Source organism: Micromonospora sp. NPDC048907 (assembly GCF_055586885.1).
The window spans coordinates 761,309-787,156 of record NZ_JBVJHI010000004.1; the positions used below are offsets into that span (position 1 = coordinate 761,309).

A 25,848-nucleotide genomic window follows, 5' to 3' on the forward strand; every position below is an offset into this window, starting at 1 on the left:
CGCACACCTCGCCCCCACCGTAGGCGGGATCACCGACAGTCGCCGGGCTCGGCGGCCGGACGCCGGTGGACCAACAGCGCCGCGGCGCCCGGCAGGCTGGCCACCAGGACCAGCGCCCCGTACACCGTGCCGGTGGCCACGCCCTGCGCGGCGGTGAGGCCGGCCGCGGCGAACGCCCAGGCAGCGACCCCCTCGCGCGGGCCGAAGCCGCCCACATTGGTCGGCAGTCCCATGGCGAGCAGGGCCAGCAGGGTCAGCGGCACCAGCCGGGACAGCGGCGCGTCGGCGCCGGCCGTGCGTGCCGCCACCACGAAGGTGGCCAGGTGACCGGCGACCACCACGGCCGAGGCCGTCACCACGCCCAGCCAGGTCCGCCGGGCGAGCAGTCCGGCCCGGACGTCGGCGACGGCGGTACGCGCCGCGCGGGCCCAGCGGGACGCCCCGGAGCGGGGCACCGCCCGGGCGGCCAGCGCCAGCGCCAGCGCGACGGCCGCCAGGCCGGCGGCCACCGCCGGCAGGTACGGCCGGACCGGGGACGGCAGCGCCGCCAGCACCGCCACCGCGATGACCAGCTGGACCACCTGACCGGCGGTGCGCTCCCAGACCACGGCGCGGACGCCCCGGGCCACGTCCCCGGCGTCCCGGCCGTGCCGGACCGCCCGGTGCACGTCGCCGAGCACCCCTCCGGGCAGTGTGGAGTTGAGGAAGACCGCCCGGTAGCAGTGGGCGACGGCGGCCCGCAGCGGCAACCGGACGCCCAGCCCGCCGGCGACCAGCGACCAGCGCCAGGCGCAGCAGACCGTGGTGACCGCGCCGATGCCGAGGGCGGCGGCGAGCGCCGGCGCGTCGATCAGCCTCAGCCCGGCCAGGAACGGGCCGGTGCCTACCGACCAGACCAGCGCGGCGAGCACGGCGATCCCGGCGAGCGGCCGGGCCCAGGCCCAGAACGACCGGGCCGGCGCGGACGCGGCGGCCGGGACGGGCCCGGCGACGGCGGCGTGTGACAAGAGTGGTCCTCCCTCGGTCCATCTGTTGTCACGTGCCGCCGGCCGGTCCGGTTCACCCGGCGAGCAGGTCGGCGTGGTGCAGCACCACCCGCAGCCGGCCGTCCGCCACCTGGGCGAGCCGCCGCTCCCGGTACGCCTCGACCACGCCGCCCAGCTCCGGACGCTCCTCGACGGCCGCGTCGAGCCAGCCCACCAGCCACTCGGCGGTCAGCGCGGCCTGCTCCGGGCCGAGGCGCCACGGGCTGGGCCGGACCCGCACCGGTACGCCCCGGCGGCGGAAGGCCGCCACAGTGACGTCCACGGCGTCCGGGCCGAGCAGGGCGCGGCCGGCGGCGGTCCGCCGCTGGTGGGCGTTGAACGCGGCCTCGAAATCGGCGTCGAGCGGGTCGGCGGGGGTGAAGCCCACCCGGCCCAGGACGGTGATGGCGAGCAGGGTGGGGTGGCCGGCGCAGGCCGCCACGATCCGCTCGACCTCCCCGGCGGTGAGCATGTCCAGCAGCGCCGAGGCGGTGACCAGGTGGGCGTCGGCCAGGTCGGCCGCGCCCAGCCGGGTGATGTCGGAGCCGCGGGTCAGCACGGTGACCGGGTCGCCGTCGGCGGCCACGGGCTCCCCGGCGGCGGCCAGCGCCAGCAGGTCCGCGTCGCGTTCGTGCAGCACCCAGCGCTGCGGGCCGGGCAGCCGCGGGGCGAGCCAGCGGGCCATCGAACCGGTGCCGCTGCCCAGGTCGTGCACGACCAGCGGCCGGTCGGCGGGCAGCCGGCGGCGGACCACGTCGACCAGTTCGGCGGAGCGGGCGGCCGCGTCGGCGGGTTCGCGCAGCCGCAGCCAGTCCGCGAAGTCGGGGGGAAGTAGCGAGGTGGTCATGCCGCCGTGGCCTCCTTGAGCGCGGTGGCCAGCCGGTCCGCGGTGAGCGGCCAGCCGCTGAGGGTGTCCCGCCGCCGCCGGGCGGCGCGGCGCAGCCGGTCCCGCAGGTCCGGGTCGGTGAGCCACTGGCGCAGCGCGCCGGCCAGCGCGGCCGGGTCCGCCGGGGGCACCAGCAGGCCGGGCCGGTCGCCGTCCGGGGTGCGCCCGAGCGTCCCGGGCAGGCCGCCGGTGTCGCTGGCCAGCACCGGTACCCCCCGGGCGAGCGCCTCGGTGACCACCATCCCGTAGGTCTCCCGGCGGGACGGCAGCACCAGCAGGTCGGCGGCGGCGTACGCGGCAGCCAGGTCGGCCCCGGTCAGCGGGCCGGCCAGCCGGACCCGGCCGGCCAGGCCGGTGCCGGTGAGCTGCCGGCGCAGCCGCGCCACAAAGTCCGGGTCGCGGGTGAGCGGGCCGACCCAGTCGCAGGTCCAGGGCAGGTCGGCGGCCCGGTGCAGGGCACCGGCGAGCACGTCGTGCCCCTTGAGCGGCGTGACCGCCGCGACGCAGAGCAGCCGGCCGCCCTCCGGCGAGCCGGGCGTGACCGGCGCCGGGTCCACCCCGGGCGGGGCGACCGACACCCGGTCGGCGGCGAGCCGGTAGCGGTCGAGCAGCCGGCGGCGGGTCCACTCGCTGGTGGTGACCACGGCCGTCGCCGCGGCCAGGGCCCGGCCCTCGACCTCGTCCTCCAGCGGCAGGTGCACGAGCACCACGAGGCGCAGCCGCCGGGCGTGCGGGGCCAGCACCTCGGGCACTGTCGACGCGACCAGGCCGTCGAGCAGCACGGCCGCGCCGTCGGGCAGCGCGCCGAGCACGCCGGCCAACGCGGCCCGGTCCGCCGGCGCCGGCCGCGGCCAGCCGCCCGGCACCGGGTGTTCCCGCACCGTCCAGCCGAGCGCGGCCAGCTCGCGGCAGGCGCGGCGGTCGTATCCGTTGCCGCCGCTGGGGCTCGCCGGGTCGTCGATGTCGCCCGGCAGCACCACGTGCACGGCCGTCATCCGGTCACAGTGACCGCTCGTAGCTGGCCCAGGCCACGTGCGACTCGTGCAGGGTGACGGTGATCCCGGCGAGACCGCGCGCCCCCTCGCCGAGCAGCCCGGCGTGCACCGCCTCGGCCAGCCGGTCGGCCACCGTCCGGGCCAGCACCTCGGTGGTGGTGTTCATCCCGGCGAAGTCCGGCTCGTCGTCCAGGTTGCGGTAGGTGAGCGCGCCGAGGACCGCCTTGAGCTGCTCGGTGGCCAGGCCGATGTCGACCACGATCCCGTCGGCGTCCAGCTCCGGCCGGCGGAAGGTGGCGTCGACGACGAAGGTCGCGCCGTGCAGCCGCTGGGCCGGGCCGAACACCTCGCCGCGGAAGCTGTGGGCGACCATCATGTGGTCCCGGACGGTGACGCTGAACATGGTCACTCCTCGTCGTAGGTGATGAGGTGGCAGAGCGCGGGGAGCCGGCCCGAGGCGAGCCGGTCCAGCACGTCGGGCAGGTCGGCGAAGCGGGACCGGCCGGTGAGCAGGGCGTCGAACGCGGGGTCGGCGAGCAGGTCCAGAGCCACCGCCAGCCGGTCGGCGTAGCTGCGGTCGGCGCGCCGGGGCGACACGGTGCCCACCTGGCTGCTGCGGATGCCGAGCCGCTTCGAGTGGAACGCCCCGCCCAGGGCGAGGGTGACCGGGCGGTCGCCGTACCAGCTCAGCTCCAGCACGATGCGGTCCGGGCGGAGCAGCTCCAGGGCGCGTTGCAGCCCCTCGGCGGTGGCGCTGGCGTGCACCACCAGGTCCCGGTCGCCGGTCGCGTCGGCGGGCAGCGCGAAGTCGACGCCGAGCGCCGCGGCCACCGCCGCCCGCGCCGGGTCGGCGTCGACCAGCTCGACGCGGACCCCGGGGAAGCGGGCCAGCACGGCGGCCACGCAGCAGCCGACCATGCCGCCGCCGACCACGGAGACCCGGTCGCCGACCAGCGGCGCGGCGTCCCACAGGGCGTTCACGGCGGTCTCCACGGTGCCGGCCAGCACCGCGCGGGCCGCCGGCACCTGATCGGGTACGACCACCACGGCGTCCGCCGGCACCACGTACGCGGTCTGGTGCGGGTGCAGGCAGAAGACGGTGCGCCCGCGCAGCTCCGCCGGGCCCGCCTCGACGGTGCCGACGCTCAGGTAGCCGTACTTCACCGGGGCCGGGAAGTCGCCCTCCTGGAACGGGGCGCGCATGGCGGCGTGCTGGTCGGCGGGGACCCGGCCGGTGAAGACCAGGGTCTCGGTGCCCCGGCTGACCCCGGAGTAGCGGGCGCGGACCAGCACCTCGCCGGGGCCGGGCGGGTGGAGCGCGACCGGGCGCAGCTCACCCTCGCCGGGGGCGCGGAGCCAGAAGGCGCGGGCCTCACCGGTCACGAATTCTCCTCTTTTCCGCATCCGGACCGAACCGGACGGCCGAATTTCCCGTGATGACTGACATGGGTTGTCGATCATAGACACGGAGGCAGGGTGTCCACGGTTCGGAATGGCCCCTTGGTCGGGCTGATCGTGCAGTTCGTCCTGCTGGCCGGGCTCGCCGGCACGGTGGGTCTCGGCGTGGCGGGCTGGCTGGCCGGCCTGGCGTACGCCGGGGTGCTCTGCGGGCTGCTCCGGCGCGGCCTGCGGGCGGCCGGCGCGGACCGGCTCGGCCCGGCCGACCGGGTGACGCTGGCCCGCGCGCTGCTGGTGGGCGGGGTGCTCGCCCTGGTCGTCGGCGGTCCGGCGCCGGTGGCCGTGCTGGTCCCGCTCACCGCGGTGGCGCTGGCGCTGGACGCGGTGGACGGCCAGGTGGCCCGGCGGACCGGCACGGTGAGCGCGCTGGGCGCCCGCTTCGACATGGAGGTCGACTCCTTCCTGCTCCTGGTGCTCAGCGTGCACCTGGCCCCGTCGGTCGGGGCGTGGGTGCTGGTCATCGGCGGGATGCGGTACGCCTTCGTGGCGGCGGGCTGGCCGCTGCGCTGGATGGGCGGCACGCTGCCGCCCCGGTTCTGGCGCAAGGTGGTCGCGGCGGCGCAGGGCGTGGTGCTCGCGGTGGCGGCGAGCGGCCTGCTGCCGCCGGCGGCCACCGGTGCGCTGGTCGCCGGGGCGCTGGTCCTGCTTGTCGAGTCGTTCGCCCGCGACGTCACCTGGCTGTGGCGGCGCCGTCCCGTCGCCCCGGCGGCCCGGCCCACCCCGGTCGTCGAGGTCGTCCGGGCGGCCGGACCCGCCGCCCCACCCGTCGCGACCGCGCTCCCCGCGCCGGGCCTCCGGCCCACCGCGGCCGCGCTCCCGGTTCGGTCCGGCGCGGACGCCGTCCCGTCCTGGGCCGCCGGCACCGGTCCGGCCGACCTTCCCGCGTGGGTGGCCGGCCCCGCCCCGGCCGGTGCGGTCCGGCGCACGACCGTCCACGCCCACGATCCGGTCGGCGAACGGCCGGCGGACCCGCCGGCGCGCCCGGTGCCGGTGGCCGTCCGCGTCGTCGCCCACCAGCCGGCCTGACCCTCCCCTCCCCGAAGGAAGCCCCCGTGTCACTGCGTATCCGTCTCCGCCGGCCGGTCGGACCGGCCACCCCCGCCCGGAACCCCGCGGCGTCCCCGCCGGCGCCGGGCGACGACACCACCCCGCCCGGCGCCGCGGTGCTGCCCGCCGGTCCGGGGCGGCCGGCCTCGCGTACCCGTCGGGTCGCCGCCGGGATCCTCACCGGGCTGGCCGCGCTGCTGGTGGTGGCGGCGCTGGTCGCGCCGGACCGGCTGGCCGGGGTCGGGCCGGGCGCGGTGCTGCGGATCCCGGTGGAGGCGCTGGTCGCGGTGGCGCTGCTGCTCGTCCTGCCGGACCGGGCCCGCCGGCCGGTCGCCGTGGCGCTCGGACTCGTGCTGGGCCTGCTGACCGTGGTCAAGCTGCTGGACACGGGGTTCTTCGTGGCCCGGGACCGGCCGTTCGACGTGCTGCTCGACTGGCGGCTGTTCGACGACGGCTACGGCTACCTGGCCGACTCGAACGGTCGGGCCGCCGCCGTCGCCGCGGCGGTCGGGGTGGGGCTGCTGGTGGCCGGACTGCCGGTGCTCCTGGCGCTCGCGGCGCGGCGGCTGGCCCGGCGCGTGGCCCGGCACCGCACCGGCGCGGCACGGGTGCTCGCCGCGCTGGCCGTGCTGTGGCTGGGCTGCGCCCTGTTCGGGGTGCGCCTCACCGCCGGCGTGCCGGTCGCCGACCGGACGGCGACCACCCTGGTGGCGTCGCACGTCGGCCAGGTGCGGGCCGGCCTGCGCGACCGGGCGGCGTTCGCCGGGGAGATGACGACCGACGCCTACCAGGACGTGCCCGGCGACCGGCTGCTGACCGGGCTGCGCGGCAAGGACGTGCTCGTCACGTTCGTGGAGAGCTACGGCCGGGACGCCGTGGAGGACCCGGCGCTCGCGCCGGGGGTGAACGCGGTGCTCGACGACGGCTACCGCCGGCTGCGGGCGGCCGGCTACGACGCCCGCAGCGGCTTCCTCACCTCGCCGACCTTCGGCGGGGGCAGCTGGCTGGCCCACGCCACCCTGCTCTCCGGGCTGTGGATCGACAACGACCAGCGGCACCGGGACCTGCTGGCCGGGAACCGGCTCACCCTGAACGGCGTGTTCCACCGGGCCGGGTGGCAGACCGTCGGCGTGTTCCCGGCCGCCACCGAGCCCTGGCCGGAGGGGAGGTTCTTCGGCTACGACAGGTACTACGACGCCGAGAAGCTGGCCTACCGGGGCCCGAAGTTCAGCTACGCGCCGATGCCCGACCAGTACACGCTTGCCACCTTCCAGCGGCTGGAGCGGGACCGGACGCACGCCCCGCTGATGGCGGAGATCCCGCTGGTGTCCAGCCACTCCCCCTGGTCGGCCATCCCCAAGCCGGTGCCCTGGGCCGCGGTCGGCGACGGCACCATCTTCCACACGGAATCCGTCAGGACCGGCGGCAGCCAGGACGTGCTGCAGCGGGACGCCGGCCTGATCCGCGCGGACTACGCGCACTCCATCGAGTACAGCCTCGGCACCCTGGTGTCGTACGTGCTGACCCACGGCGGGGACGACCTGGTGCTTGTCATCCTCGGCGACCACCAGCCGGCGGCCTCGGTGACCGGCGAGGGCGCCGGCCGCGACGTGCCGATCACCATCGTGGCGAAGGACCCGGCCGTGCTGGACCGGGTCGCCGACTGGGGCTGGCAGGACGGGCTACGCCCCGGCCCGCAGGCCCCGGTGTGGCGGATGGACAGCTTCCGCGACCGCTTCCTCGCCGCCTTCTCCCCCGAGCACTGAGGCCGGCCGCGCCGCCGGCCGGCTCAGGCCGCCCGGCGCCGGTCGCGGGCGCTGCGGGCGGGCGTCTCGCGGAACTCGGCGCGCCGCGCCCCGCCGCGCGCCAGCCGCATGGCCCGGCGGGCGTTGTCCAGCGGCTCGCAGGGCGCGCTCCGCCCGCCGCACAGCAGGCTGGTGCAGCGTCCCGCCGGGTCGGGCTGGTGCGCGGCGGCCACGTCGTACGCGGCCCGCCACAGCAGCGGGTCGGTGACGTCGTCCGGCAGGACGACGTCCTGACTGGACCGGAACCGTGTCGTCTCAGGCACCACGCTCCCCCTTCGTGATCGCTCCCCCTGTTCAGTGACCGGGCGGGTCGACGTCAAACCTTCCACCGACCCCGGTTGACCGGCCAGCGGTGTACGTCACGCCGGGTACGCCCTGGTCTCCGCGGCCTTGACCGCCGCCCAGACCGGCTGGCCGGGGCGCAGCCCGAGGTGGGCCGCCGCGGCGGGGGTGACGTCGGCGGCCACGTCGACCGGCCCGGCGAGCTGGACCCGCAGGTTGTCTCCGTGGCGCTGCACACCGGTCACGGTGGCCGGCCAGACGTTGCGCGGGCTGCCGTCCGGGCGCGCCGGGTGCAGCGCGACGGCGGCCGGCGGGAAGGCCACGAACGCCTCACCCCACACGCTGTCCGCCGTGGTGAGGGTGAGTCCGCCGACCGTGACGGCGTGCCCGTCGGCGTGCCCGCGGTGCAGGTTGAGCCCGACGAGCCGGGCCACGTAGTCGGTGCGCGGGTGGGCCGTGACGGTCGCCGCGTCGCCCTCCTGGACCACCCGCCCCTGCTCGACGATGACGAGCCGGTCGGCGAGCACGAGGGCGTCCAGCGGGTCGTGGGTGACCAGCAGGGTGGCGCCGGGGTGCGCGCCGAGGTGGTGCTGGAGTTCGGCGCGGGTGTCCAGCCGGGTCCGGGCGTCGAGCGCGGCGAGCGGCTCGTCGAGCAGCAGCAGCGTGGGCTCGACGGCCAGGGCGCGGGCCAGGGCGACCCGCTGGGCCTGCCCTCCGGAGAGCTGGCGCGGCCGGTGCCGGGCCTGCCCGCCCAGGCCGACCCGGTCCAGCCAGCCCTGCGCGCGGGCCCGGGCGGCCCGCCGGTCGGCGCCCCGGCGGCGCGGACCGAACGCCACGTTGTCCAGGGCGCTGAGGTGCGGGAAGAGCAGGTAGTCCTGGAACACCACGCCGACCGGGCGCCGCTCCGGCGGGGTCCACACCCGCCGGTCGGGGCGGTCGAGATCGGCGCCGCCGAGGGTGAGGTGCCCGGCGGTGAGCGGGTGCAGCCCGGCGAGGGCCCGCAGCGCGGTGGTCTTGCCGGCCCCGTTCGGGCCGAGCAGCGCCACCACCTCCCCGGCGCCGATGGCCAGCCGCACGTCGAGGTGGAACGCGCCCCGGTCGGCGACCAGGTGCGCGTCGAGCAGGGGCGTGCCGGTCACGCCGTACCGACCCAGCGGTCCCGCAACCCGGCCAGGATGGCCACGGAGACGGTCAGCAGGATGAGGCTCAGCACGATGGCGGCCTGCACGTCGGTCTCCAACGCCAGGTAGACGGCGAGCGGCATGGTCTGGGTCCGCCCCGGATAGTTGCCGGCGAAGGTGATGGTGGCGCCGAACTCGCCGAGCGCGCGGGCCCAGCAGAGCACCGCGCCGGCCGCCACCCCGGGGGCGACCAGCGGCAGGGTCACGCGGGTGAAGGTGGTCCAGCGCCCGGCGCCCAGGGTGGCCGCGGCCTCCTCGTAGCGGTGGTCGGCGCCGCGCAGCGCACCCTCGACGGCGATGACGAGGAAGGGCATGGCCACGAACGCCTCGGCCAGCACCACGCCGGCGGTGGTGAACGGCAGGGTCACCCCGAAGGTCGCGTCCAGCCAGGACCCGAGCAGCCCGCGCCGGCCGAAGACCAGCAGCAGCGCCACCCCGCCGACCACCGGCGGCAGCACCAGCGGCACGGTGACCAGGGCGCGGACCAGCCGCCGGCCGGGGAACTGGACGCGGGCCAGCAGCCAGGCCAGGGGTACGCCGAGCGCGACGCAGAGCAGCGTGGCGGCGGTCGCGGTCTCCAGGGACAGCCGCAGCGCGGTGAGCACGCCGGGCTGGGCCAGCCGCCGGGGCAGCGTGGTCCAGGGCGCCCGGACCAGCAGCCCGGCCAGCGGCAGGACGAGGAAGAGCAGCCCGAGCCCGGCGGGGAGCAGCAGCGCCAGCGGCACCCGCTGCCGGCGGCGGGGAGGTCGGCTCACCGGCTGCTCGGCGGGGCCTGGAACCCGGCGGCGGTGAGCACGGCCAGGCCGGCGTCGGAGCGGACGTGGTCGACGAAGGCGCGGGCCCCGGCCGGGTTGCCGGCGTGTTTCAGGACCACGATCGGGTAGTCGTTGACCGCCCGGGCGGACTCGGGGAACTCGACGGCGTCCAGCTCGGCGGCGGCCCGCACGTCGGTGCGGTAGACCAGCGCCGCGTCGACCTCACCCAGCCGCACCTTCGCGAGGGCACCCTTGACGTCCTGCTCCAGGGTGGCCGGGGTGAGCCGCACGCCGGCCGCGGCGAGAGCGGCCTTCGCCGCCGCGCCGCACGGCACCTGCTCGGCGCAGAGCGCCACCTTCACCCCGGGCCGGGCCAGGTCGGCCAGGCCCGCGACCCGGTCCGGATTGCCCTTCGCCACGGCGATGACGAGCTGGTTGCGGACCAGGACGGCCGGTGTCCCGGCGGCGTCCCCCGCGTCGGTCACGGTCTTCATGGTGGCCGGCGAGGCGGCCGCGAACACGTCGGCCGGCGCGCCCTGGGTGAGCTGCGTGGCGAGCGCCGAGCTGCCGGCGAAGTTGAAGACGACCCGGGTGCCGGGGTGTGCCGCCTCGTAGTCCCGGCCGAGCTTCGTGAAGGGCTCGGTGAGCGAGGCGGCGGCGAAGACGGTCACCGTGCCGCCGGTCGCCCCGTCGTCGGCGCCGCCACCGCAGCCGGTGACGGACAGGGCCAGCGCGGCCAGCCCGGCCAGAGCGGCGCGGATCCACCGGGTGGTCACGGGTTCGTTCTCCCCTTCGGCGCGGGCGCGCGCTCCACCACGACGGTGGTCGACTTGATCACGGCGACGGCCACCGAGCCGACCTGGAGGTCGAGGTCGTCGACGGCCTCACGGCTCATCAGCGACACGATCCGGAACGGCCCGGCCTGGATGTCGACCTGGGCCATCACGGTGTCCTTGACGACGGCGGTGACGATGCCGCGCAGCCGATTGCGGGCCGAGGAGAGCTCGGGGTGGCCCGGGGCGCGGACGAACGCGGCCAGGTCGGCGCCGTCGAGCACCCGGTGGCCGTGCTCGTCGCGGATGGCGGGCAGCCGCCCGGCGTCGATCCAGCGGCGGACCGTGTCCGCGCTGACCCCGAGCAGTTCGGCGGCCTCGCCGATCCGGAACACCGTCACGCGGCCACCCTAGCGGTTCGCAGGTGCGGGCGTGAAGCGGCACGACCCCCCGCAATCACCAGGAGCAAGGGGTCGTGCCGGCCGCAGCCGCGGTGGAGCTAGTCGTCCGTCGGGGTGAGCCGGACCCGGCGGAGCAGCTGGGCGTTGAGCGCCACCACGATGGTGGACGCGGACATCAGCACCGCGGCCACCGCCGGGCTGAGCGCCACCCCGGCCCAGGCCAGCACCCCGGCGGCGAGCGGGATGGCCACCACGTTGTAGCCGGCCGCCCAGGCCAGGTTCTGGCGCATCTTCCGGTACGACGCCCGGGACAGCCGGATCACGCCGGTGACCCCGCGCGGGTCGGAGCCGGCCAGCACCACCCCGGCGGACTCGATCGCCACGTCGGTGCCGGCGCCGATGGCCACGCCCACGTCGGCGCGGGCCAGGGCCGGGGCGTCGTTGACCCCGTCGCCGACCATCGCCACGGTGAGCCCGCGGGACTGGAGTTCGGTGACCGCCTTGTCCTTGTCGGCCGGGAGGACCTCGGCGAAGACCTCGTCCACGCCGGGGCGGAAGCCCAGGTCGGCGGCGACCGCCTCGGCGACCGGCCGGGCGTCCCCGGTGATCATCACGATCTTCTTGACCCCCTGCTCGCGCAGTTCGGCGATGGCCGCGCGGGCCTCGGGGCGCACCTCGTCCTCGAGCGCGAACGCGCCGACCACCTCCGGGCGGCCGGCCCCGGGCAGCCGGACCAGGTGCAGCACCGCGGCGCCCCGCCGGGACCAGCCCTCCGCCGCCCGGGCCAGCTCGGCGGGCGCGCCGGTGTCCAGCTCACGCAGCAGGGCCGGACCGCCCACCGCCCAGTCGGCGCCGTCCACCGTGGCGCGTACGCCCCGGCCGGTCAGCGAGCGGAAGTCCCGGGCGGACGCCCGCAGGCCCCGGTCCTGCGCGGCGGTGACCAGGGCCCGGGCGAGCGGGTGCTCGCTGTCCGCCTCGACCGCGCCGGCGAGGCGCAGCGCGTCGTCGTCGGCCAGCCCGCCGGTGGCGGCCACCCCGGTCAGGGTGTGCCGTCCCTTGGTGAGGGTGCCGGTCTTGTCGAACAGCACCGCGTCGACGGTGCGCATCCGTTCCAGGGCGAGCCGGTCCTTCACCAGGATGCCGGCGCGGGCGGAGAGCGCCGTGGAGAGCGCCACGACCAGCGGGATGGCCAGGCCGAGGGCGTGCGGGCAGGCGATCACCAGCACCGTCACGGTCCGGACCACGGCCTGGTCGGTGTCGCCGAGCAGCAGCCAGGCCGCGAAGGTGGCCAGGCCGGCGAGGGCCGCGACGTAGAACAGCAGCGCGGCGAACCGGTCGGCGAGCGCCTGGGCGCGGCCGCCGGAGGACTGCGCCTGGGCGACGAGGCGGCCGATGCCGGCGAGCGCGGTGTCCTCGCCGACGGCGTCGACGCGTACCCGCAGGGCCGAGTCGGTGGCCACGGTCCCGGCGACCACCCGGTCGCCGGCGGCGCGCGGCACCGGACGGGACTCCCCGGTGATCATCGACTCGTCCAGCTCGGCGGCCCCGTCGACGATCCGGCCGTCGGCGGGGACCCGGCCGCCGGAGCGCACCAGCACCAGGTCGCCGACCCGCAGGTCGGCCACCGGCACCCGGTGCGCGGCGCCGGAGTCGTCGAGGCGTTCGGCGTCGTCGGGCAGCAGGGCGGCGAGCGCGGCGAGCGCACCCTGGGCCTGCCCGATCGCCTTCATCTCCTGCCAGTGACCGAGCAGCATGATGGTGACCAGGGCGGCCAGCTCCCACCAGAAGTCCAGGTCGAACAGGCCGAGGCTGGTGGCCACCGACGCCAGGTACGCGACGGTGATCGCCATCGAGATCAGCAGCATCATGCCCGGCGCCCGGTCGCGCACCTCCCGGACGCCGCCGACCAGGAACGGCCAGCCGCCGTAGAAGAAGACGACCGTGCCCAGGACCGGGCCGACCCAGCGCACGCCCGGGAGGTCGAGCGAGTAGCCGAGCCAGTCCATGACCATGTGGCTGGTCAGCACGATCGGCACGGTCAGCGCCAGGCTCAGCCAGAACGTGCGGCGGAACCGCTCGGGGTCGTGCCCGGCGTGCTTGTCGTGTCCCCCGTGCGTGTGGTGCCCCCCGTGCGTGTCGTGGCCCGCGCCGTGGTGCCCGTGTTCGTGGTCCATCGGAACTCCACCTCCGCCCGCCACCATATACCCCTAGGGGGTATGCGCCAACTCCCCGGTCCGGGCCGGCCCGGTCTCCGGACACGCGAAGGGCCCGCGGGTTGACGCGGGACGCGGTCGAGCCGCGGGAGCGGGATGAGCGAGCAGAACACCCGGACCGTGCCGCCGGCGCCTGGCGAAAGTTCGGCCGGGCGCGCCGTCGCCGCCCGCGGACCCCGCCGACACCCGACCTCCGGTTCGCCCCTCAGCGCTCCGGCCGGGCCGACACCGGGGCGCCGCCGACCGGCCCCCTGCCCTGCCACGGCCAGCGACCGTCCAGCTCCACCTGAAGCGAGACGCTGAGGAACGTCCGGACCAGCACGATCAGCGCCAGCACCCCGACGCTGGTGAAGGTGGGCGACACCGCCACGGTCCGGATGATGTCCCCGGCGACGAGGAGTTCCAGGCCGAGCAGGATGGCCCGCCCTACCCCCTGCCGGTACGACCGGTAGTGCTCGACGACCTGCCGGGTGCGCCACCAGCGCACGGCGAAGACGACCGTGGCGACCGCGACGCCGACCGCGATGACCAGCACCCCGGCCAGGTCCAGGAGCGTCCCGATGTGCTGGATGATCTCCTTCGTCGGCACCCGTCACCCCCGCGCCGCCGGTTCCCCCCGGAACGGCCCGTCGCCGAGCCGTCCCCAGCACCACCATGTCCCATCACAGGTGCCGCGCGGGGGCGTTCGCCCCGGGGCCCACCCGCAGGCGGGCGCGCGCTCTCATCCGCCTGCGACCGCGGTTCACCGGGCCTAGGGTGGGAGCTTGGACAGGGCCGCCCGGCAGGGTGGTCACCGACGGCCTGGCGAGGAGCGGACGTGACGGAGCCGGAAGAGGACCGGAGCAAGACCAAGAAGACCGACGACGTCCTGTACTCCGCGGACGGGGACCCGCACCACAACCTGGCCGAGGCTCCGCAGCCCGACGAGCACCTGACGCCCCGGTACGAGCACGACGGCGAGACGGAACCCGTCGGCGACGAGTGAGGCCGCGCTCAGGAGGGCGCTGAACGCCCGGCGCGGCCCGGCGCCGTCCGGAGAGGCCGACGACAGCGCGCGGCGGGGGCGCCGCCGGACGCCCCCGCCGCGCCGCTCAGTCCTCGGCCTGCCAGCGGTAGAACACGGTGGCCACCGAGTCCTGCGGACCGTGCCACTCCTCCGGCCGGTACGGGCTCACGTAGGGCGCCAGGTCCTGCATCACCTTCGCGAAGACCGGCTTCGCGTCGTGGTTGTTCCGGGTCGCCTCGGCCGCCGACGCCTCCTGTTCGAGCAGGTGCACGTAGACGTCGTCGATCGAGTAGAGCCAGCGCCCCGTGACGCCCAGCTCGGTCGGCAGCGAGCCGGCGTCGGACTCGGCGAAGACCCGGGCCACGTCCGGTTCGGCGCCGGGCTTGATCCGCCCGACGATCACGGTCAGCGTGGTGTCCGCGGGCGGCTCCCCCTCCGGGGCCCAGTGGTAGAACTCCTTGGCCACCGAGTCGGACGGGTTCTTCCAGTAGCGCGGGTACGGCGTCACGTACGGGCCGATGGCCTCGGCGATCTTCTGGAACGCGGGCAGCCCACGGGTCTGGCCGGAGATCCGCGGGTCCTGCTCGCGCTCGATGACGTGGATGTAGAGGTCGTGGTGGGACAGCAGGATGCGCCCGATGACCCCGAGGTCCTGGGGTCGGGTGGCCTGGTCGTAGTGGCCGAAGACGTCCCCGACGATCTTGTCGCTGCCGGGGACCATGTGGCAGACGATCACGTTCCGGAAGACCATGGCTGCTCCTTGGTTGGGTTCGGGTGGGCGGACGGGCGGCTCAGGCGGCGAAGGTGATCGGCAGCTCCAGCAGGCCGCGGAACGGCGACGCGGCGGGCAGCCGGCGCACCTCGTCGAGGGGCACGCCGAGCCGCAGACCGGGCAGCCGGCGCAGCAGCGCGGCGAGCGCGATCTGCGCCTCCATCCGGGCCAGCGAGACGCCGAGGCAGTAGTGCACGCCGTGCCCGAAGCCCAGGTGCGGGCCGCGGACCCGGCGCAGGTCCAGCCGGTCGGGGTCGGTGAAGTGCGCGGGGTCGTGGTTCGCCGCGTTGATCGCCACGCCGACGATCGCGCCGCGCGGGATGCACACCCCCTCGTACTCGACGTCCTCGGTGGCGATCCGCGGGCTGGCCACCGGCAGCGGGCCGTCGAACCGGAGCAGCTCCTCGATCGCCGCCGGCAGCAGCTGGGGCGTGGCACGCAGCATCTCGAGCTGCTCGGGATGGGTGAGCAGGGCGAGCACCGCGTTGCCGAGGAAGTCCGCGGTGGTCTGGTGCCCGGCGAACACCAGCAGGAACGTGGTGGTGACCAGCTCCGCCTCGGACAGCGTCCCGTCGCGGTCGACCGCGTCGATCAGCGCGCCGATGATGTCGTCGGCCGGGTCGTCGCGTTTGGCCCGTACCAGGTCGGCGAAGTAGTGGTGCAGGCGCAGCTGGGCCTCCTGCACGGCCGCCCGCTCCTCCTGCGGCGGCCGCCGGGTCGAGCCGGAGGTGCGGATCACCTGGGTCCACTCGAGCACCCGGTCGTGGTCCTCCGGCGGCACCCCGAGCAGCTCGCAGATGACCGTCATGGGCAGCGGGATGGCGAAGTCGTGCATCAGCTCGGCCTGGCCCTGCGGGAGCATCTTGTCGATCAGGTGGTCGACGACCTGCGCCACCCGCGGCCGGAGCGCCTCGATCCGCCGCGGCGCGAACGCCTGGGAGACGACCCGGCGCAGCCGGGTGTGTTCCGGCGGGTCGGAGTTGAGCATGTTGCGGTTCAAGCCCTCGGAGTTCGGCCCGAAGATCCGCAGGTAGTGCTGGCCGGGACCGTAGAGGTCCTTGGACAGCCGCGGGTCGGTGAGCGCCGCCCGGGCGTCGTCGAAGCGGGTGATCAGCCAGGAGTCGAAGCGCGGGGAGCTGACCGGGCACACCGGCCGGTCGGTGCGCAGCCGGGCGAAGGTCGGGTAGGGGTCGGCGGCGAACCCGTCGGTGTAGAGCTCGCTCGCCGGAACGGCGTCCTCGGTCATCGGTCCTCCTCTGGTGCGCTGCCCACGCTGTGCAGCACCTGGTAGGTGTGCCGCTGCGCGGACTCACGCAGCTCGCGGATGATGCGCAGCAGCCGGTCCCGGTGCTCGCTGCGGCCGAAGGCGTCCAGGCGCTCACGGTCCGCCCAGTCGCTGATGATCAGGTAGCTGCGCGGGTCGTCGGCGTCGCGGACCAGGTCCTGGTGCAGGCAGCCGTCCAGCGTGCGGATCTCCTCGGCCGCGCTGCGCCACTCCGACTCGAAGCGCTCCTCGCAGCCCTCCCGGGTCCGCATGGCGAGCACGGTCCGCACCCGGGTCACCGGGCACCCCCGAACACCAGGTGCAGGTGTTTGCGGAGCGCGTCGGCGTCGACCGGCTGGCTGCGGAAGCCGACGTGCCCGTCCGGGCGGACCAGGTACAGCCCGGTGCCGGTCAGTCCGTACGCGGCGCGGAACCGGCCGTCGGCGTCGCACACCGTCGGCGGGTCGAGCAGCCGCGGCTCGGTGGCGTCCGGACTGAGCAGCAGGTACGCGTCGACCTCCCCGGCCGTCTGCCGCCGCACGTCGGCGCAGAGCTCGGCGATGGCGCCCAGCGCCGCCTCGTCGGCCGACGCGTCGGCGTAGAGCAGCAGGGTGTGGCGGGTGCCGCGGGTCAGGTCGCGCAGCCGCAGCGGGTGGCCGACGCCGCGCCGCAGCAGCCCGGCCACGTCGGGGGCGCGGTCACCCGGACGGGGGGCCTCGCCCAACGCGTCCGGATCGGACACGCACTCGCCGACCAGCGGGCTGCCCGCGTAGCTGAGCAGCATGGACATCTCCTGGAGGAACTGCCGCTTCAGGTCCTCGCGGTCCAGCTCGTCGGTGAACGCCATCCGCACGGCACGACCGACGATCTCCTCGCCCTCCGGCCGGCGCTCGGTCTCGTAGCTGTCGAGCAGGCCGGGCGCGGCGATCCCGCGTACCGCCAGGGCCAGCTTCCAGGCCAGGTTCCAGGCGTCCTGGATCCCGGTGTTCATGCCCTGGCCGCCGGCGGGCGGGTGCAGGTGGGCCGCGTCGCCGACCACGAACACCCGGCCGTCGCGGTAGCGGTCCACGATGCCGTGGCTGATCCGGAACACGGACGACCAGCGCAGGTTCGAGGCGCGGGTGCCGGGCGGGGCGAGGTGGTCGAGGGCGGCCTGGACGTCGGCCAGGGTCGGCGCGCCCAGTTCCGCGCTGAACCCGGGCGGGGCGTCCTGCCCGCCGGTCTGCGCGAAGAACCGGGGCGGGGCCAGCGTGGCGATCCGGTACCGGCGCTCGCCGCGCAGCGGGACGCAGACCAGCATCCCGTCCATGCGGCCGTCGGTCTCGTGCAGGAACCGCAGCAGGTGCCCGTCGGGCATGTCCCAGTCCACGTCGACGTCGCCGAGCATGAACAGCTGGGGGAACCGGCCCAGCCCGCCGGTGAAGGTCAGCCCGAGCAGCTCCCGGACCCGGCTGTGCGCGCCGTCGCAGCCGACCAGGTACTTCGCGCGCACGGTCTCGGTGCCGCCGTCGGCCGTGGTGACGGTGGCCGTCACCCCGTCGTCGTCCTGCGCGAAGTCGACAAGCTCGGCGCCGCGCCGGGGGCGCACCCCGAGGGTGGCCAGGCGGGCGGTGAGGATGCGCTCGGTCTCGTACTGGGGCAGGCCGAGGTGCGCGTACGGCAGGCCGGGCAGCTCCCAGCTCATCCGGTGGGTCTCCGCCCCGTTGACGAAGACCATGTTGCCGGTGAGCCAGATGCCGGCGTCCATGGCCTCCCGGACGACGCCCTGCTCCTCCCAGATCTCCATGGTGCGGCAGTGCACGCCGATCGCCTTGTCGGCCTGGCCGGCCGGGGCGGCCAGCTTGTCGATCACCCGGCAGTCGACGCCCCGCCGGGCCAGCTCGACGGCGGCGGTCAGCCCGGCGGGCCCCGCCCCGACGACGAGTACGTCCGTTGTCCTATGCACGTCGGCCTCCCTGCCCGTGGTGGCGTGGCGCCGGCCGTCCCCGTCGGGCACGACGTGGAACAGGCGGCGCCGGATGTCGAGAAGGAACGGCGCGATCGGCCCGGCCTGCGCGGAGGCGTGGGCCGGGTCGGCGATCCAGCGGAGGAACTCCCCCGCGCTGTTCCACTCGGCGAAGATGTGGTGCACGTCCGACCCGGGTTCGCGCAGCAACTGCTCGCGCCGGTACCCGGGTATCCCGGCCATCCGCGCCCGGACCTCCGGGTAGCCGCGGTGGAACTCGGCGAGCCGGGGCGCCGGCACGGTCAGCTCGACGTCCACGTAGACCGTCGAGTCGCCCGTTCCGTGCTCCCGCAGCACGGGGTAGTCGACCGGGCCCCCCGGCTCGGTCAGCGGCCGGACCAGCTCGGCCAGCCGCGCGGCCACCGGCCCGTCCCGGTACGCCCGCAGCGCCTCCTCGTCGGCCCACTCGGTGACGAGGACGAACCCGCGCGGGTCCAGGGCGTCGAGCAGCAGCTCGTGCCGGAGGTTGCCGGCCAGCCCGCCGACCTGCTCCGCGACCGTCCCCCACGCGGACCGCAGGGCGGGCTCGCAGCCCTGACGCGCGCGCAGCCGGAGCATCGTCCTGATCATGAAGTCCCCTTCGACGGCCTGCGGGAGACGGTGGAGCTGTCGCGGCCGGTGCTGCCCGAGCCACCACGTCGTCGCGCTGCGACCCTGCCGGAGGTCGCGTCAACCCGCCGTCACGAGCGACCCCCGCGACGTCCCCGCCCGTTGACGCCGTGGGGACGGGACGCCGCTACGGGGATGCGGGGACGGACGGGTGCGGGCCGTCACCGGTGGAGCCCGTGCTCGCCCGCTGGGTGGCGCAGGGGGGGTGGAAAGCGGCTGGCCGGCGGGTCAGGCGTCGAGTGCGCGGACCGTGCGGAGCAGGTGACCGGCCAGGTGGAGCGTCGAGCCGCCGGTCTGCGCGACCACGTCGATGTCCGTGACCTCGGTGTCGACCCACTCCGGCCCGGCGAAGGCCGCCCGCAGCTCCTGCTCGGTCAGGCCCCAGCCGTGGCCCGCCTCCGGCGACACGGCCAGCACGAAGACGGCAGCGCCCGGCGCGGCGAGGCCCGGCAGCGACGCGAGGTAGCGGTCCACCGCGCCGCCGTTGCGGTGGATGCTGTGCAGCAGGCCGGAGTCGAACACCGAGTCGAACGGCGCCGAGGGCAGCGACAGGTTCGTGGCGTCCTGGACCTCGAAGTGCACCGACAGTCCCTCGGCGGCGGCCTTGGCGCGGGCCTGGTCGATGGCGACGCGGAGATGTCGACCCCCGTCACCCGGTGGCCGCGCCGGGCGAGGGCGATCGCGAGATCGCCGTTGCCGCAGCCGATGTCGAGCACCGCCGGGCCCCGGACCCCGTGGTCGAGCACCTCGGCGAGCGCCGGTTGGGGACCGCCGATGTCCCAGGGCGGCCCGCCCGAGTCGGCCGTGTCCCGGTAGACCTCGTCGTAGTCGTGGCCACCATGGACGGGCTCGTCGCGGTGCGCCTCGACGTCGCGTGCGTTCACCTGACCCCCTGGACGACCAGCGCGGCGGGAACTGCGGTCTCGACCCGCACCCTACCGCGCCTCCGGCCGGTGCGGGCCGCCGACGACTAGGCGAAGAGGCGGGCCAGTTCGGTGCGGGAGCGGACCCCGAGCCGGTGGAAGATGTTGCGCAGGTGGTGGTCGATCGTCCGGGTGGAGAGCGACATCCGGGTGGCGATCTCCCGGTTGGTGGCCCCCTCGGCGACCAGCTGCGCGATGTGCAGCTGCTGGCCGGTCAGCAGCTGCGCCGGCGGCTGCTGCGCGGACCCGACCGACTCCCCCGCCGCGCGCAGCTCCGCGCCGGCCCGCTCGGCCCAGACGGTCGCGCCGAGCAGGGTGAACGTCTCCCGTGCCCGGTGCAGGTACGCCCGGGCGTCCCGCGGCCGGCGGGCCCGGCGCAGTTCCCGGCCGAACAGCAGCTCGGTGCGGGCCCGCTCGAACCGGTCGGTGTCGGTGGGGTGCAGCCGCAGCGCCGTGCGGAACTCCCGCTCGGCCTCGGCGCTGCCGCGGGGCGCGAGCAGGGCGTGGCAGCGGGCGGAGAGGGCCCGGCGCGACGGGCTCGCCGTGCTGCTGGCCCAGCGGTCGAAGACGGCGAGCGCCGCGGTGGGCCGCCGGCCGTCGTGGGCGGCGGCCTCCACCAGGTACGGCGTGGCCATCACCTGCACGAGGACCTGGCCCCGGCCGGTGCCGGTGCGGGCGAGCGAGGCCAGCCGGGTGGCCGCGTCGGCGTGCCGGCCGTCGACCAGGTCGAGCACGCCGAGCGCCCACTGGGCGTACGCGTAGGGGCGGCTGCCCGGGGTGGCGCCGTCGCCGATCTCCGCGATCCGGGCGAGGCTGGTGGCCCGGTCGGCCCGTACCGCGGCCAGCACGGCGAGGATGCCGAGGTGGACCTGGGCGCAGGTCCGCTGGCCGGTGGCACGGGCCACGCGCAGCCCCTCGTGGGCGGTCTCCGCCGCCGTGGCGTGCCGGCCCAGCCAGTACTCGGCGACGGCGCGCAGCTCCAGCGCCCGGGGCAGCACGGACCGTTCGCCGCGGGCCCGGGACAGCTCGACGGCGCGGTCGGCCAGCCGGTGCGCCGCGCCGTCGACGGCCACCAGCAGCCCGGCCACCGCGGCGCAGACCAGCGCGGCCGGGGTGAGCGCCGGCCCGGTCAGGCGGCCGCCCAGGACGACGACCCGGCGCAGCGCCGGCCCGCCCTGCTCGTGGTCGCCGCGCAGGGTCGCCCCGACGCCGGCCGCGAACGTGGTCAGCAGTTCGACGTCCGGCGGGTCCCCGGGCCGGCGCAGCGCCCACGCCCGGCGCGCCACCTCGGCGTACCGGTAGTGGTCGCCGGTGAGGCAGATGGCCTCGCCGGCCCGGACCAGGCCGAGCAGGGCGGCCCCGCGGTCGGCCGGCGCGACCGCCTCGGCGGCGGAGAGGAGGGTGGCCACCGCGGTGGACGGCGCGTCGCAGCGGAGTTGGATCTCGCCGCGCAGCAGGTCGGCCGGGCCGGTCGCGGCCGGACCGGCGGGCGGCCCGGCGAGTAGGCGCCGGGCCTGGTCGGGGTGGCCGGCGGTCCAGGCGCAGCGGGCCGCGGCGACCGTCCGGGCGGCGGCGCGGGCGGGGTCGTCGCTGAGTTCGGCGGCGCGACGCAGCGCGGCGGCGGCCTCGGTCCGGTCGTCCGCACCGGCGGCGGCCGCCTCCAGCTCCGCGGCCAGCGCCGGATCGGGACCGTCGGTGGCGGCGGCGCGGTGCAGGGCCCGGCGCAGCGGCCGGCCGCCCGGCGCCCGGGCCAGCAGCAGGTGGGCCGCCCGCCGGTCGGCCGGCGGTGCGACGGCCTCGACCATGGTCCGGGTCAGCGGGTGGGCGAAGGTCACGCCCGCCGGGCCGGAGCGCAGCAGGCCGGCGGCCTCGGCCGGTGCGAGCGCCTCGACGTCCACGCCGGCGGCGCGCGCCGCACGGTCCAGGGCGGCGGGATCCCCGTCGCGGTCGAGCGCGGCGAGCAGCAGCACCCGCCGGGTGTCCGGCGGCAGCCGGTCGAGGCGGGCGCGGTAGGCGGCGCCCAGCGCGCCGTCGGCCGGTGGGGCGGCGGGCAGCGGCTCGTCCCCGTTCCACTGGCCGGGGGTGAGCGTGTCGGCGAGGTCGGCAAGCGCCAGCGGGTTGCCGCCGCTGACCGCGGCCAGTCCGGCGGCCACCGCGGCCGGCGGCGGGGCGGACCGCCGGTCGGCGAGCAGGGCACGGCACTGCTGCTCGTCCAGCGGGGACAGCCGGTGGGCGGGCAGGTCACCGGCCGCCGCCGCGCCGGCCGCGGTGAGCACGAGGGCGACCGGCAGCCGGCTCAGCCGGCGGGCCACGACGGCGAGGGTCGCGGCGGTCTGCGGGTCGCCGGCGTCGACGTCGTCCATCGTGCACAGCAGCGGGCGGTCGCGGGCGACGACGGCGAGCAGGCCGAGCACGGCGGTGGCCAGGGTCAGCCGCTGGGCCTCCGGGCAGCCGCCGCCGGTCAGCACGCGCCGCAGCACCCGCCGTTGCCGTTCGGGCAGCGCCGCGGCCCGGTCGAGCAACGGGTCGAGGAGGCGTTGCAGGCCCGCGTACGGCAGGGCCGCCTCGTCGGCGAGCCCGGCGCCGGCGAGGACCGCCCGCGCACCGGCGTGCCGCCGGGCGTACGCCAGCAGGGTGCTGCGGCCCGAGCCGGGCTCGCCGTGGAACAGCAGCGCGCCGCCGGCCGCCCGGTCGAGCAGGCCGCGCACGGCCTGGCACTCGTCGTCCCGACCCCGCAAGGTTATTTGCACTCTGAATGCAGTAACCATGCATCCAGTTTCACCTATCGGTAACCAGTCGGAAAAGACTTTGTCCCTCGGGATCCGCCAGCAACGCCGCCACGGTGCGGGCCATCACCGCCCGGGCCGGGCCCACGCCGAGCCCCAGCCCGTCGCGCAGCATCGACCAGGTCGACCACATGCTGGCCGCCACCAGGGCCTGCACGAGCTGCTCCCGCCCCGGACCGGCCCGGTCCAGCTCGGCGGCGAACAGCTGCTCGACCTCGTCACGGACCCGGTCGATGTGCTTGCGGCGGTTGCGGTGCAACTGCGGGGAGAGCGGCTCGCGCAACTGCGCCGCCCGGGCGGACGGCGCGATGAGCTGCAGCAACCGGGCCCGCTGCCGGCAGTAGGCCTCGACCCGCTTCGCCAGCGGCAGCGCCGGGGAGATCGGCCGCCAGGCGGCGTCCTGGCGGCGCAGCAGCTCCTCGCCGCTGGCCTCGAACAGCGTCTCCATGTCCTTGAAGTTGGTCCACAGCGTGCGCAGCGAGACACCGGCCCGCTCGGCGATCCGGTCGCCCGTCGGGCGCAGGTCCCCCTCGGCGACGAGGGCGAGGTGGGCCTCGACGATGGCGGCCCGGGTGCGGGTGGCCCGCGCGGCCCGTCCGTCGACCCGGCCCGGGGAACCGGTGCCGCCCATCCCGCCCGCCTCCTCCACGCTGGCCGAGTCTAGGGCCGCCGCGCACAGCGGGGCGGCCGCCGTGGCGGCCGCCCCCCGGTGGGCGAGGCTCAGGAGCTGGGGCAGGTGTTCCGGTACTCCTCGATGGCCAGACCGCTCGGGCCCGGGCAGAGGAACTGCTCGTAGCGGGTGTCGTTGTCCACGAAGCGCTTCAGCCAGGCCACCATCTGCTTGGCCATCGGCGTGTTCACCGTCTGCGGGAAGAAGTGGCTCGCGCCGTTCAACTCCAGGTACGCCTTCTCGGACGAGGCCGGGATGCTGCTGTAGAAGGGCTCCGAGTGGCTGGCGACCGGCGCCACGCTGTCGCTCTCCCCACCGACGATGAGCGTCGGCACCGTCACCCCGGACCAGGTCTTGTCCAGGTTCCAGGGGGCCAGCGGGACGGCGGCCTGCAGGGACGGCCGGGAAGCGGCGGCCTCCAGGGTGCCGCCCCCGCCCATCGAGTGCCCGGCCACGGCGAGCCGGCTGGCGTCGATCCGGCTCCGGACCGTGCTGCGCTGGACCAGGTAGTCCAGCGCGGCCAGGAGCTGGCGACCACGGCTGTCCGGCTGGTCGTAGAGGGTGTTGGTCTCGATGCCGATGACCACGAAGCCGTGCGAGGCGATCCGCGGTCCGAGCCAGCTGAGGCTCGACCAGGTGGCCGTGAAGCCGGGGGAGATGGCGATGGCGCCGAAGGTGCCCTCGCTGGTGCTGGTCGGGTAGTAGACGACCCCGCCGCCGAAGCCGGTGACGCTCAGCGAGGAGACGCTGTAGGACGAGGTGGCGAAGGGACCGCGGCTGGCCTCCAGGATGGCGCTGGTCGGCGCGGGGCCGCGCTCGTAGGGGTTGTCGGCGGCCTGCGCGCCGGCGGGGACGGCCAGGGCGCCGCCGAGGGCCAGGACGGCCGCCGCGGTGAGCCGGCCCAGGGCCTGGAGGCGGGTACGGGGACGGGGAGTGGTGGTGGCTGATCGCACGTCGGTCGCTCCTAGTCGGGTAGGGAGATCCATCGACATGCGTCAGTATTGGAGCGCTCCCCCGGCCACCGCATCGGCGAAATCACCGGTCCTCGCGCGCCGCGCCCAGGTGTGCCGCCCCGGTTTCCGGGAATGGCACGCCGGCCGGCCACCGACGGGCCGGCGCGGGCGACGGAGGTCAGGTGGGCAACGGGAGGCAGGATCCGGGTGAGCCCGGGACGGGAGCCGCCGATCCGCGGCGCCCGGCCGGGCAGGACGGGGAGTGTCCGCCCGCCGGTGGGCACCACAGCGGCCCCACCATGTCCGACCCGGACGTGGTCCTCCAGATCCCCCACCTCCAGGTCGACGACATCTGCATCGAGGTCGACGACCTGGACGCCCACGTGTCCCTGCGCGCCCGCCTGGGTGGCCTGCTCCACCTGGACATCGGGATGCAGGCCCGGCTCGGGACGGTCCGGATCGACATCCGGGGCGTGACGACCGAGGCGATGCTGGAGGTCCGGCTCGACGAGCTGAACGGCATCCTCGACCGCGCGTTGAGCACCATCGACCGCAACCCGCAGATCATCGAGGCGGTGGTCCGCACCGCCGACACCACGGCCGACCGGGTGGGCCGGACGGCGCCGCCGGTGCCGGGCCCGCCGCCCCGGACGCCGGCGCCGCCGGCCGACGCCGAGGGCGGGGCGACCGGCCCGCCGGGGCGCACGGCGTGGCGGCGGATGAAGAAGATCGCCAAGGACGGCCGGCCGCTGCGGCGGGCCGCGGCCCGGCTGCTGCCGGGCACCGGACCGGAGCCGGGACGCGACCGGTGACCGGCGTGCGGCCTACCCGTCCAGGTCGGTACGCGGGATCAGCTCCGGTGACCAGCGGACGTCGTAGTGGGGCGCGGCGACGGACTGGGCGAAGGCGGTCGACGCGGCGCGGGAGCTGACGATCCGCCAGTCCTTCTCCTTGTCCACCTCGAACCAGATGAGGCCGATGACGTCCCGGTGCTTCGGCAGCGTCCGGAAGGTCTCCCGGATCCACTGGGCCTTGTGCCCTCCGGCGTCGGAGGCGCCGGTCTCGGTGACGACCAGCGGCCGCCGACTGAAGGCGCGGATCTCCGCGATGGTGGGGCCGAAGATGGCGTCGAAGGACGAGTACCGCGACCAGGCCCCGGTGCCGTAGTAACCGGTGGTGCCCACCCAGTCGACGTAGTCGTCGCCGGGGTAGAGCTCGGCGAGGTGCGCGGTCGTCTTGCTCCACCGGGCGTTGGGGCTCCACACCCAGATGACGTTGGTGGCGCCGGCCCGCTCGAAGACCTCGTGCACGTGCCGCCACGCCGCGATGTACTCGCCGGGCCGGTTGCCGTTGGCCTTCTCGCACCACGGGTACCAGTCGCCGTTCATCTCGTGGGCGAACCGGATGGCGACCGGGTAGCCGAGCGACCTCACACCCTCGGCCCACGAGCGCAGGTAGCCGTCGAACTCGCCGCCCACGATCCGCGACAGCCGGTAGTCCGGCTGGGTGGCCCGGAGCTTGTCGATCTGGCGGACGGTGAGTTTCTTCCGCTTCCGGGCCGCCTGGTCCACGTGGTAGTCCCAGGGCTCCCAGCCGAGCATGGGCAGCATGCCGCGGTCCTTGATCCGGTCGAAGAGCCCCCGGTCGAACGTGCCCGACTCCCAGCCCACGCCGAAGAGCATCACCTGCGGCTCGCGCCGGGCGGCGGCGGCGAAGCGGTCCACCGCCGCGAAGTCGTACGGGCCCTTGTCAGTCATCACACCGATGAAGGCCTTGCCGGCCGGCGGGAAGACGGCCGCCGCCGGTTGGAGTGGCGGGCCGTCGGCATCGGCCGGCACCACCGCACCCGATTCGGCGGTCGCCGGCCGGCGGGGCGCGTCGCCCTGCCCGCCCCCGCTCGTGGTGATCGGCGCCAGGGCGAGGGCGTAGGCCAGCAGCAGGGCGGCGATCGCCACCGAGAGGACCCGGAGCCCCGTCAGCCGCACCGCGTCACCACCTTCCCCACCACCACTCGTTCCGACTTGGCCAAGTTTAAGCTT

The 25,848-nt window shown here is 76.2% G+C and carries 24 protein-coding genes and 2 pseudogenes; 4 read left to right on the forward strand and 22 right to left on the reverse strand.

The features are described 5' to 3' along the window. Window positions 1–29 precede the first annotated feature (29 nt). Genes ACZ6PY_RS17525 through ACZ6PY_RS17545 form a run of 5 tightly spaced genes read right to left on the reverse strand, consistent with a single transcriptional unit; the run spans window position 30 to window position 4,289 of the window. The gene (locus ACZ6PY_RS17525) at window positions 30–1,007 is read right to left on the reverse strand and encodes a lysylphosphatidylglycerol synthase domain-containing protein (protein WP_466073332.1); all 978 of its coding nucleotides are present in this window, start codon (window positions 1,005–1,007) and stop codon (window positions 30–32) included. Window positions 1,008–1,059: 52 nt separating this feature from the next. After that, window positions 1,060–1,872 carry an SAM-dependent methyltransferase gene (locus ACZ6PY_RS17530; protein ID WP_466073334.1) on the reverse strand — a complete coding sequence of 271 codons (813 nt, stop codon included), beginning with the start codon at window positions 1,870–1,872 and terminating at the stop codon, window positions 1,060–1,062. Beyond that, on the reverse strand, window positions 1,869–2,906 hold the full coding sequence (locus tag ACZ6PY_RS17535; RefSeq protein WP_466073336.1) for a glycosyltransferase family 4 protein: 1,038 nt from the start codon (window positions 2,904–2,906) through the stop codon (window positions 1,869–1,871). Before ACZ6PY_RS17535 ends, ACZ6PY_RS17530 begins: the two co-directional genes overlap by 4 nt. Window positions 2,907–2,910: 4 nt before the next feature. Further along, window positions 2,911–3,309, reverse strand: coding sequence for a 6-pyruvoyl trahydropterin synthase family protein (locus tag ACZ6PY_RS17540; RefSeq protein WP_466073338.1), 399 nt, complete (start codon window positions 3,307–3,309; stop codon window positions 2,911–2,913). A gap of 2 nt (window positions 3,310–3,311) precedes the next feature. Beyond that, window positions 3,312–4,289, reverse strand: coding sequence for a zinc-dependent alcohol dehydrogenase (locus tag ACZ6PY_RS17545; RefSeq protein ID WP_466073340.1), 978 nt, complete (start codon window positions 4,287–4,289; stop codon window positions 3,312–3,314). A gap of 93 nt (window positions 4,290–4,382) precedes the next feature. Here ACZ6PY_RS17545 and ACZ6PY_RS17550 point away from each other — a divergent pair. Together ACZ6PY_RS17550 and ACZ6PY_RS17555 are read left to right on the forward strand one after the other, a co-directional pair. Next, a pseudogene (locus ACZ6PY_RS17550) lies at window positions 4,383–5,081 on the forward strand (CDP-alcohol phosphatidyltransferase family protein); the annotation flags it as partial. A 335-nt stretch (window positions 5,082–5,416) separates the two neighbouring features. Next, entirely contained in the window at window positions 5,417–7,177 is a 1,761-nt protein-coding gene (locus tag ACZ6PY_RS17555; protein WP_466073342.1) for an alkaline phosphatase family protein, read from the forward strand. A 23-nt stretch (window positions 7,178–7,200) separates the two neighbouring features. Here the strand turns inward: ACZ6PY_RS17555 and ACZ6PY_RS17560 are convergent, their stop codons facing one another. The 7 genes from ACZ6PY_RS17560 to ACZ6PY_RS17590 all read right to left on the reverse strand — a co-directional run bounded on the left by ACZ6PY_RS17560 (window position 7,201) and on the right by ACZ6PY_RS17590 (window position 13,410). Further along, entirely contained in the window at window positions 7,201–7,479 is a 279-nt protein-coding gene (locus ACZ6PY_RS17560; RefSeq protein WP_466073344.1) for a hypothetical protein, read from the reverse strand. A gap of 96 nt (window positions 7,480–7,575) precedes the next feature. After that, entirely contained in the window at window positions 7,576–8,652 is a 1,077-nt protein-coding gene (locus ACZ6PY_RS17565) for an ABC transporter ATP-binding protein (protein ID WP_466073571.1), read from the reverse strand. Further along, window positions 8,634–9,434, reverse strand: coding sequence for an ABC transporter permease (locus ACZ6PY_RS17570; RefSeq protein WP_466073345.1), 801 nt, complete (start codon window positions 9,432–9,434; stop codon window positions 8,634–8,636). Before ACZ6PY_RS17570 ends, ACZ6PY_RS17565 begins: the two co-directional genes overlap by 19 nt. Then, on the reverse strand, window positions 9,431–10,210 hold the full coding sequence (modA, locus tag ACZ6PY_RS17575; RefSeq protein ID WP_466073346.1) for a molybdate ABC transporter substrate-binding protein: 780 nt from the start codon (window positions 10,208–10,210) through the stop codon (window positions 9,431–9,433). The genes ACZ6PY_RS17570 and modA overlap by 4 nt, the downstream gene beginning before the upstream one ends. Beyond that, window positions 10,207–10,608 carry a TOBE domain-containing protein gene (locus tag ACZ6PY_RS17580; RefSeq protein ID WP_262285566.1) on the reverse strand — a complete coding sequence of 134 codons (402 nt, stop codon included), beginning with the start codon at window positions 10,606–10,608 and terminating at the stop codon, window positions 10,207–10,209. Before ACZ6PY_RS17580 ends, modA begins: the two co-directional genes overlap by 4 nt. A 98-nt stretch (window positions 10,609–10,706) precedes the next feature. Beyond that, the gene (locus ACZ6PY_RS17585) at window positions 10,707–12,782 is read right to left on the reverse strand and encodes a heavy metal translocating P-type ATPase (protein WP_466073348.1); all 2,076 of its coding nucleotides are present in this window, start codon (window positions 12,780–12,782) and stop codon (window positions 10,707–10,709) included. A gap of 244 nt (window positions 12,783–13,026) precedes the next feature. After that, window positions 13,027–13,410: a DUF1622 domain-containing protein gene (locus ACZ6PY_RS17590; protein WP_466073349.1), complete on the reverse strand. Its 384-nt coding sequence runs from the start codon at window positions 13,408–13,410 to the stop codon at window positions 13,027–13,029. A 228-nt stretch (window positions 13,411–13,638) separates the two neighbouring features. Here ACZ6PY_RS17590 and ACZ6PY_RS17595 point away from each other — a divergent pair, with 228 nt between their 5' ends. After that, entirely contained in the window at window positions 13,639–13,806 is a 168-nt protein-coding gene (locus ACZ6PY_RS17595; RefSeq protein WP_466073351.1) for a hypothetical protein, read from the forward strand. Window positions 13,807–13,912: 106 nt separating this feature from the next. Here the strand turns inward: ACZ6PY_RS17595 and ACZ6PY_RS17600 are convergent, their stop codons facing one another. The 9 genes and pseudogenes from ACZ6PY_RS17600 to ACZ6PY_RS17640 form a co-directional block, all read right to left on the reverse strand. Then, complete coding sequence (locus ACZ6PY_RS17600; RefSeq protein WP_466073353.1) at window positions 13,913–14,578, reverse strand: TcmI family type II polyketide cyclase; 666 nt, start codon at window positions 14,576–14,578, stop codon at window positions 13,913–13,915. Window positions 14,579–14,618: 40 nt separating this feature from the next. After that, window positions 14,619–15,845 (reverse strand): cytochrome P450 family protein, encoded by a 1,227-nt coding sequence (locus ACZ6PY_RS17605; RefSeq protein WP_466073355.1) that lies wholly within the window; start codon window positions 15,843–15,845, stop codon window positions 14,619–14,621. Then, on the reverse strand, window positions 15,842–16,162 hold the full coding sequence (locus tag ACZ6PY_RS17610) for a putative quinol monooxygenase (protein WP_107077836.1): 321 nt from the start codon (window positions 16,160–16,162) through the stop codon (window positions 15,842–15,844). Before ACZ6PY_RS17610 ends, ACZ6PY_RS17605 begins: the two co-directional genes overlap by 4 nt. Beyond that, a complete protein-coding gene (locus tag ACZ6PY_RS17615) occupies window positions 16,159–18,438 on the reverse strand; it encodes an FAD-dependent monooxygenase (RefSeq protein ID WP_466073357.1) in 2,280 nt (759 codons plus the stop codon). Before ACZ6PY_RS17615 ends, ACZ6PY_RS17610 begins: the two co-directional genes overlap by 4 nt. 267 nt (window positions 18,439–18,705) lie before the next feature. Beyond that, window positions 18,706–19,059: a hypothetical protein gene (locus ACZ6PY_RS17620; protein ID WP_466073579.1), complete on the reverse strand. Its 354-nt coding sequence runs from the start codon at window positions 19,057–19,059 to the stop codon at window positions 18,706–18,708. A gap of 83 nt (window positions 19,060–19,142) precedes the next feature. Next, window positions 19,143–19,361: pseudogene (locus ACZ6PY_RS17625) on the reverse strand (hypothetical protein); the annotation flags it as partial. An 86-nt stretch (window positions 19,362–19,447) separates the two neighbouring features. Further along, window positions 19,448–22,138 carry a LuxR C-terminal-related transcriptional regulator gene (locus ACZ6PY_RS17630; protein ID WP_466073358.1) on the reverse strand — a complete coding sequence of 897 codons (2,691 nt, stop codon included), beginning with the start codon at window positions 22,136–22,138 and terminating at the stop codon, window positions 19,448–19,450. 40 nt (window positions 22,139–22,178) lie between these two features. Continuing rightward, window positions 22,179–22,817 carry a TetR/AcrR family transcriptional regulator gene (locus ACZ6PY_RS17635; RefSeq protein ID WP_466073573.1) on the reverse strand — a complete coding sequence of 213 codons (639 nt, stop codon included), beginning with the start codon at window positions 22,815–22,817 and terminating at the stop codon, window positions 22,179–22,181. A gap of 89 nt (window positions 22,818–22,906) precedes the next feature. Beyond that, window positions 22,907–23,809 (reverse strand): alpha/beta hydrolase family protein, encoded by a 903-nt coding sequence (locus ACZ6PY_RS17640; RefSeq protein ID WP_466073360.1) that lies wholly within the window; start codon window positions 23,807–23,809, stop codon window positions 22,907–22,909. Window positions 23,810–24,108: 299 nt separating this feature from the next. Here ACZ6PY_RS17640 and ACZ6PY_RS17645 point away from each other — a divergent pair, with 299 nt between their 5' ends. Further along, on the forward strand, window positions 24,109–24,621 hold the full coding sequence (locus tag ACZ6PY_RS17645; RefSeq protein ID WP_466073362.1) for a hypothetical protein: 513 nt from the start codon (window positions 24,109–24,111) through the stop codon (window positions 24,619–24,621). A gap of 12 nt (window positions 24,622–24,633) precedes the next feature. Here the strand turns inward: ACZ6PY_RS17645 and ACZ6PY_RS17650 are convergent, their stop codons facing one another. Beyond that, on the reverse strand, window positions 24,634–25,794 hold the full coding sequence (locus ACZ6PY_RS17650; RefSeq protein WP_466073364.1) for a glycoside hydrolase family 26 protein: 1,161 nt from the start codon (window positions 25,792–25,794) through the stop codon (window positions 24,634–24,636). Between the last annotated feature and the right edge of the window lie 54 nt (window positions 25,795–25,848).

Bases quoted from the DNA above. Each gene is read 5' to 3' on its own strand.
- ACZ6PY_RS17535 (WP_466073336.1), bottom strand. From the start codon at position 2,906: ATGACGGCCGTGCACGTGGTGCTGCCGGGCGACATCGACGACCCGGCG.
- ACZ6PY_RS17615 (WP_466073357.1), bottom strand. From the start codon at position 18,438: ATGATCAGGACGATGCTCCGGCTGCGCGCGCGTCAGGGCTGCGAGCCC.
- ACZ6PY_RS17600 (WP_466073353.1), bottom strand. From the start codon at position 14,578: ATGGTCTTCCGGAACGTGATCGTCTGCCACATGGTCCCCGGCAGCGAC.
- ACZ6PY_RS17645 (WP_466073362.1), top strand. From the start codon at position 24,109: ATGTCCGACCCGGACGTGGTCCTCCAGATCCCCCACCTCCAGGTCGAC.
- ACZ6PY_RS17585 (WP_466073348.1), bottom strand. From the start codon at position 12,782: ATGGACCACGAACACGGGCACCACGGCGCGGGCCACGACACGCACGGG.
- ACZ6PY_RS17605 (WP_466073355.1), bottom strand. From the start codon at position 15,845: ATGACCGAGGACGCCGTTCCGGCGAGCGAGCTCTACACCGACGGGTTC.
- ACZ6PY_RS17540 (WP_466073338.1), bottom strand. From the start codon at position 3,309: ATGTTCAGCGTCACCGTCCGGGACCACATGATGGTCGCCCACAGCTTC.
- ACZ6PY_RS17530 (WP_466073334.1), bottom strand. From the start codon at position 1,872: ATGACCACCTCGCTACTTCCCCCCGACTTCGCGGACTGGCTGCGGCTG.
- ACZ6PY_RS17635 (WP_466073573.1), bottom strand. From the start codon at position 22,817: ATGGGCGGCACCGGTTCCCCGGGCCGGGTCGACGGACGGGCCGCGCGG.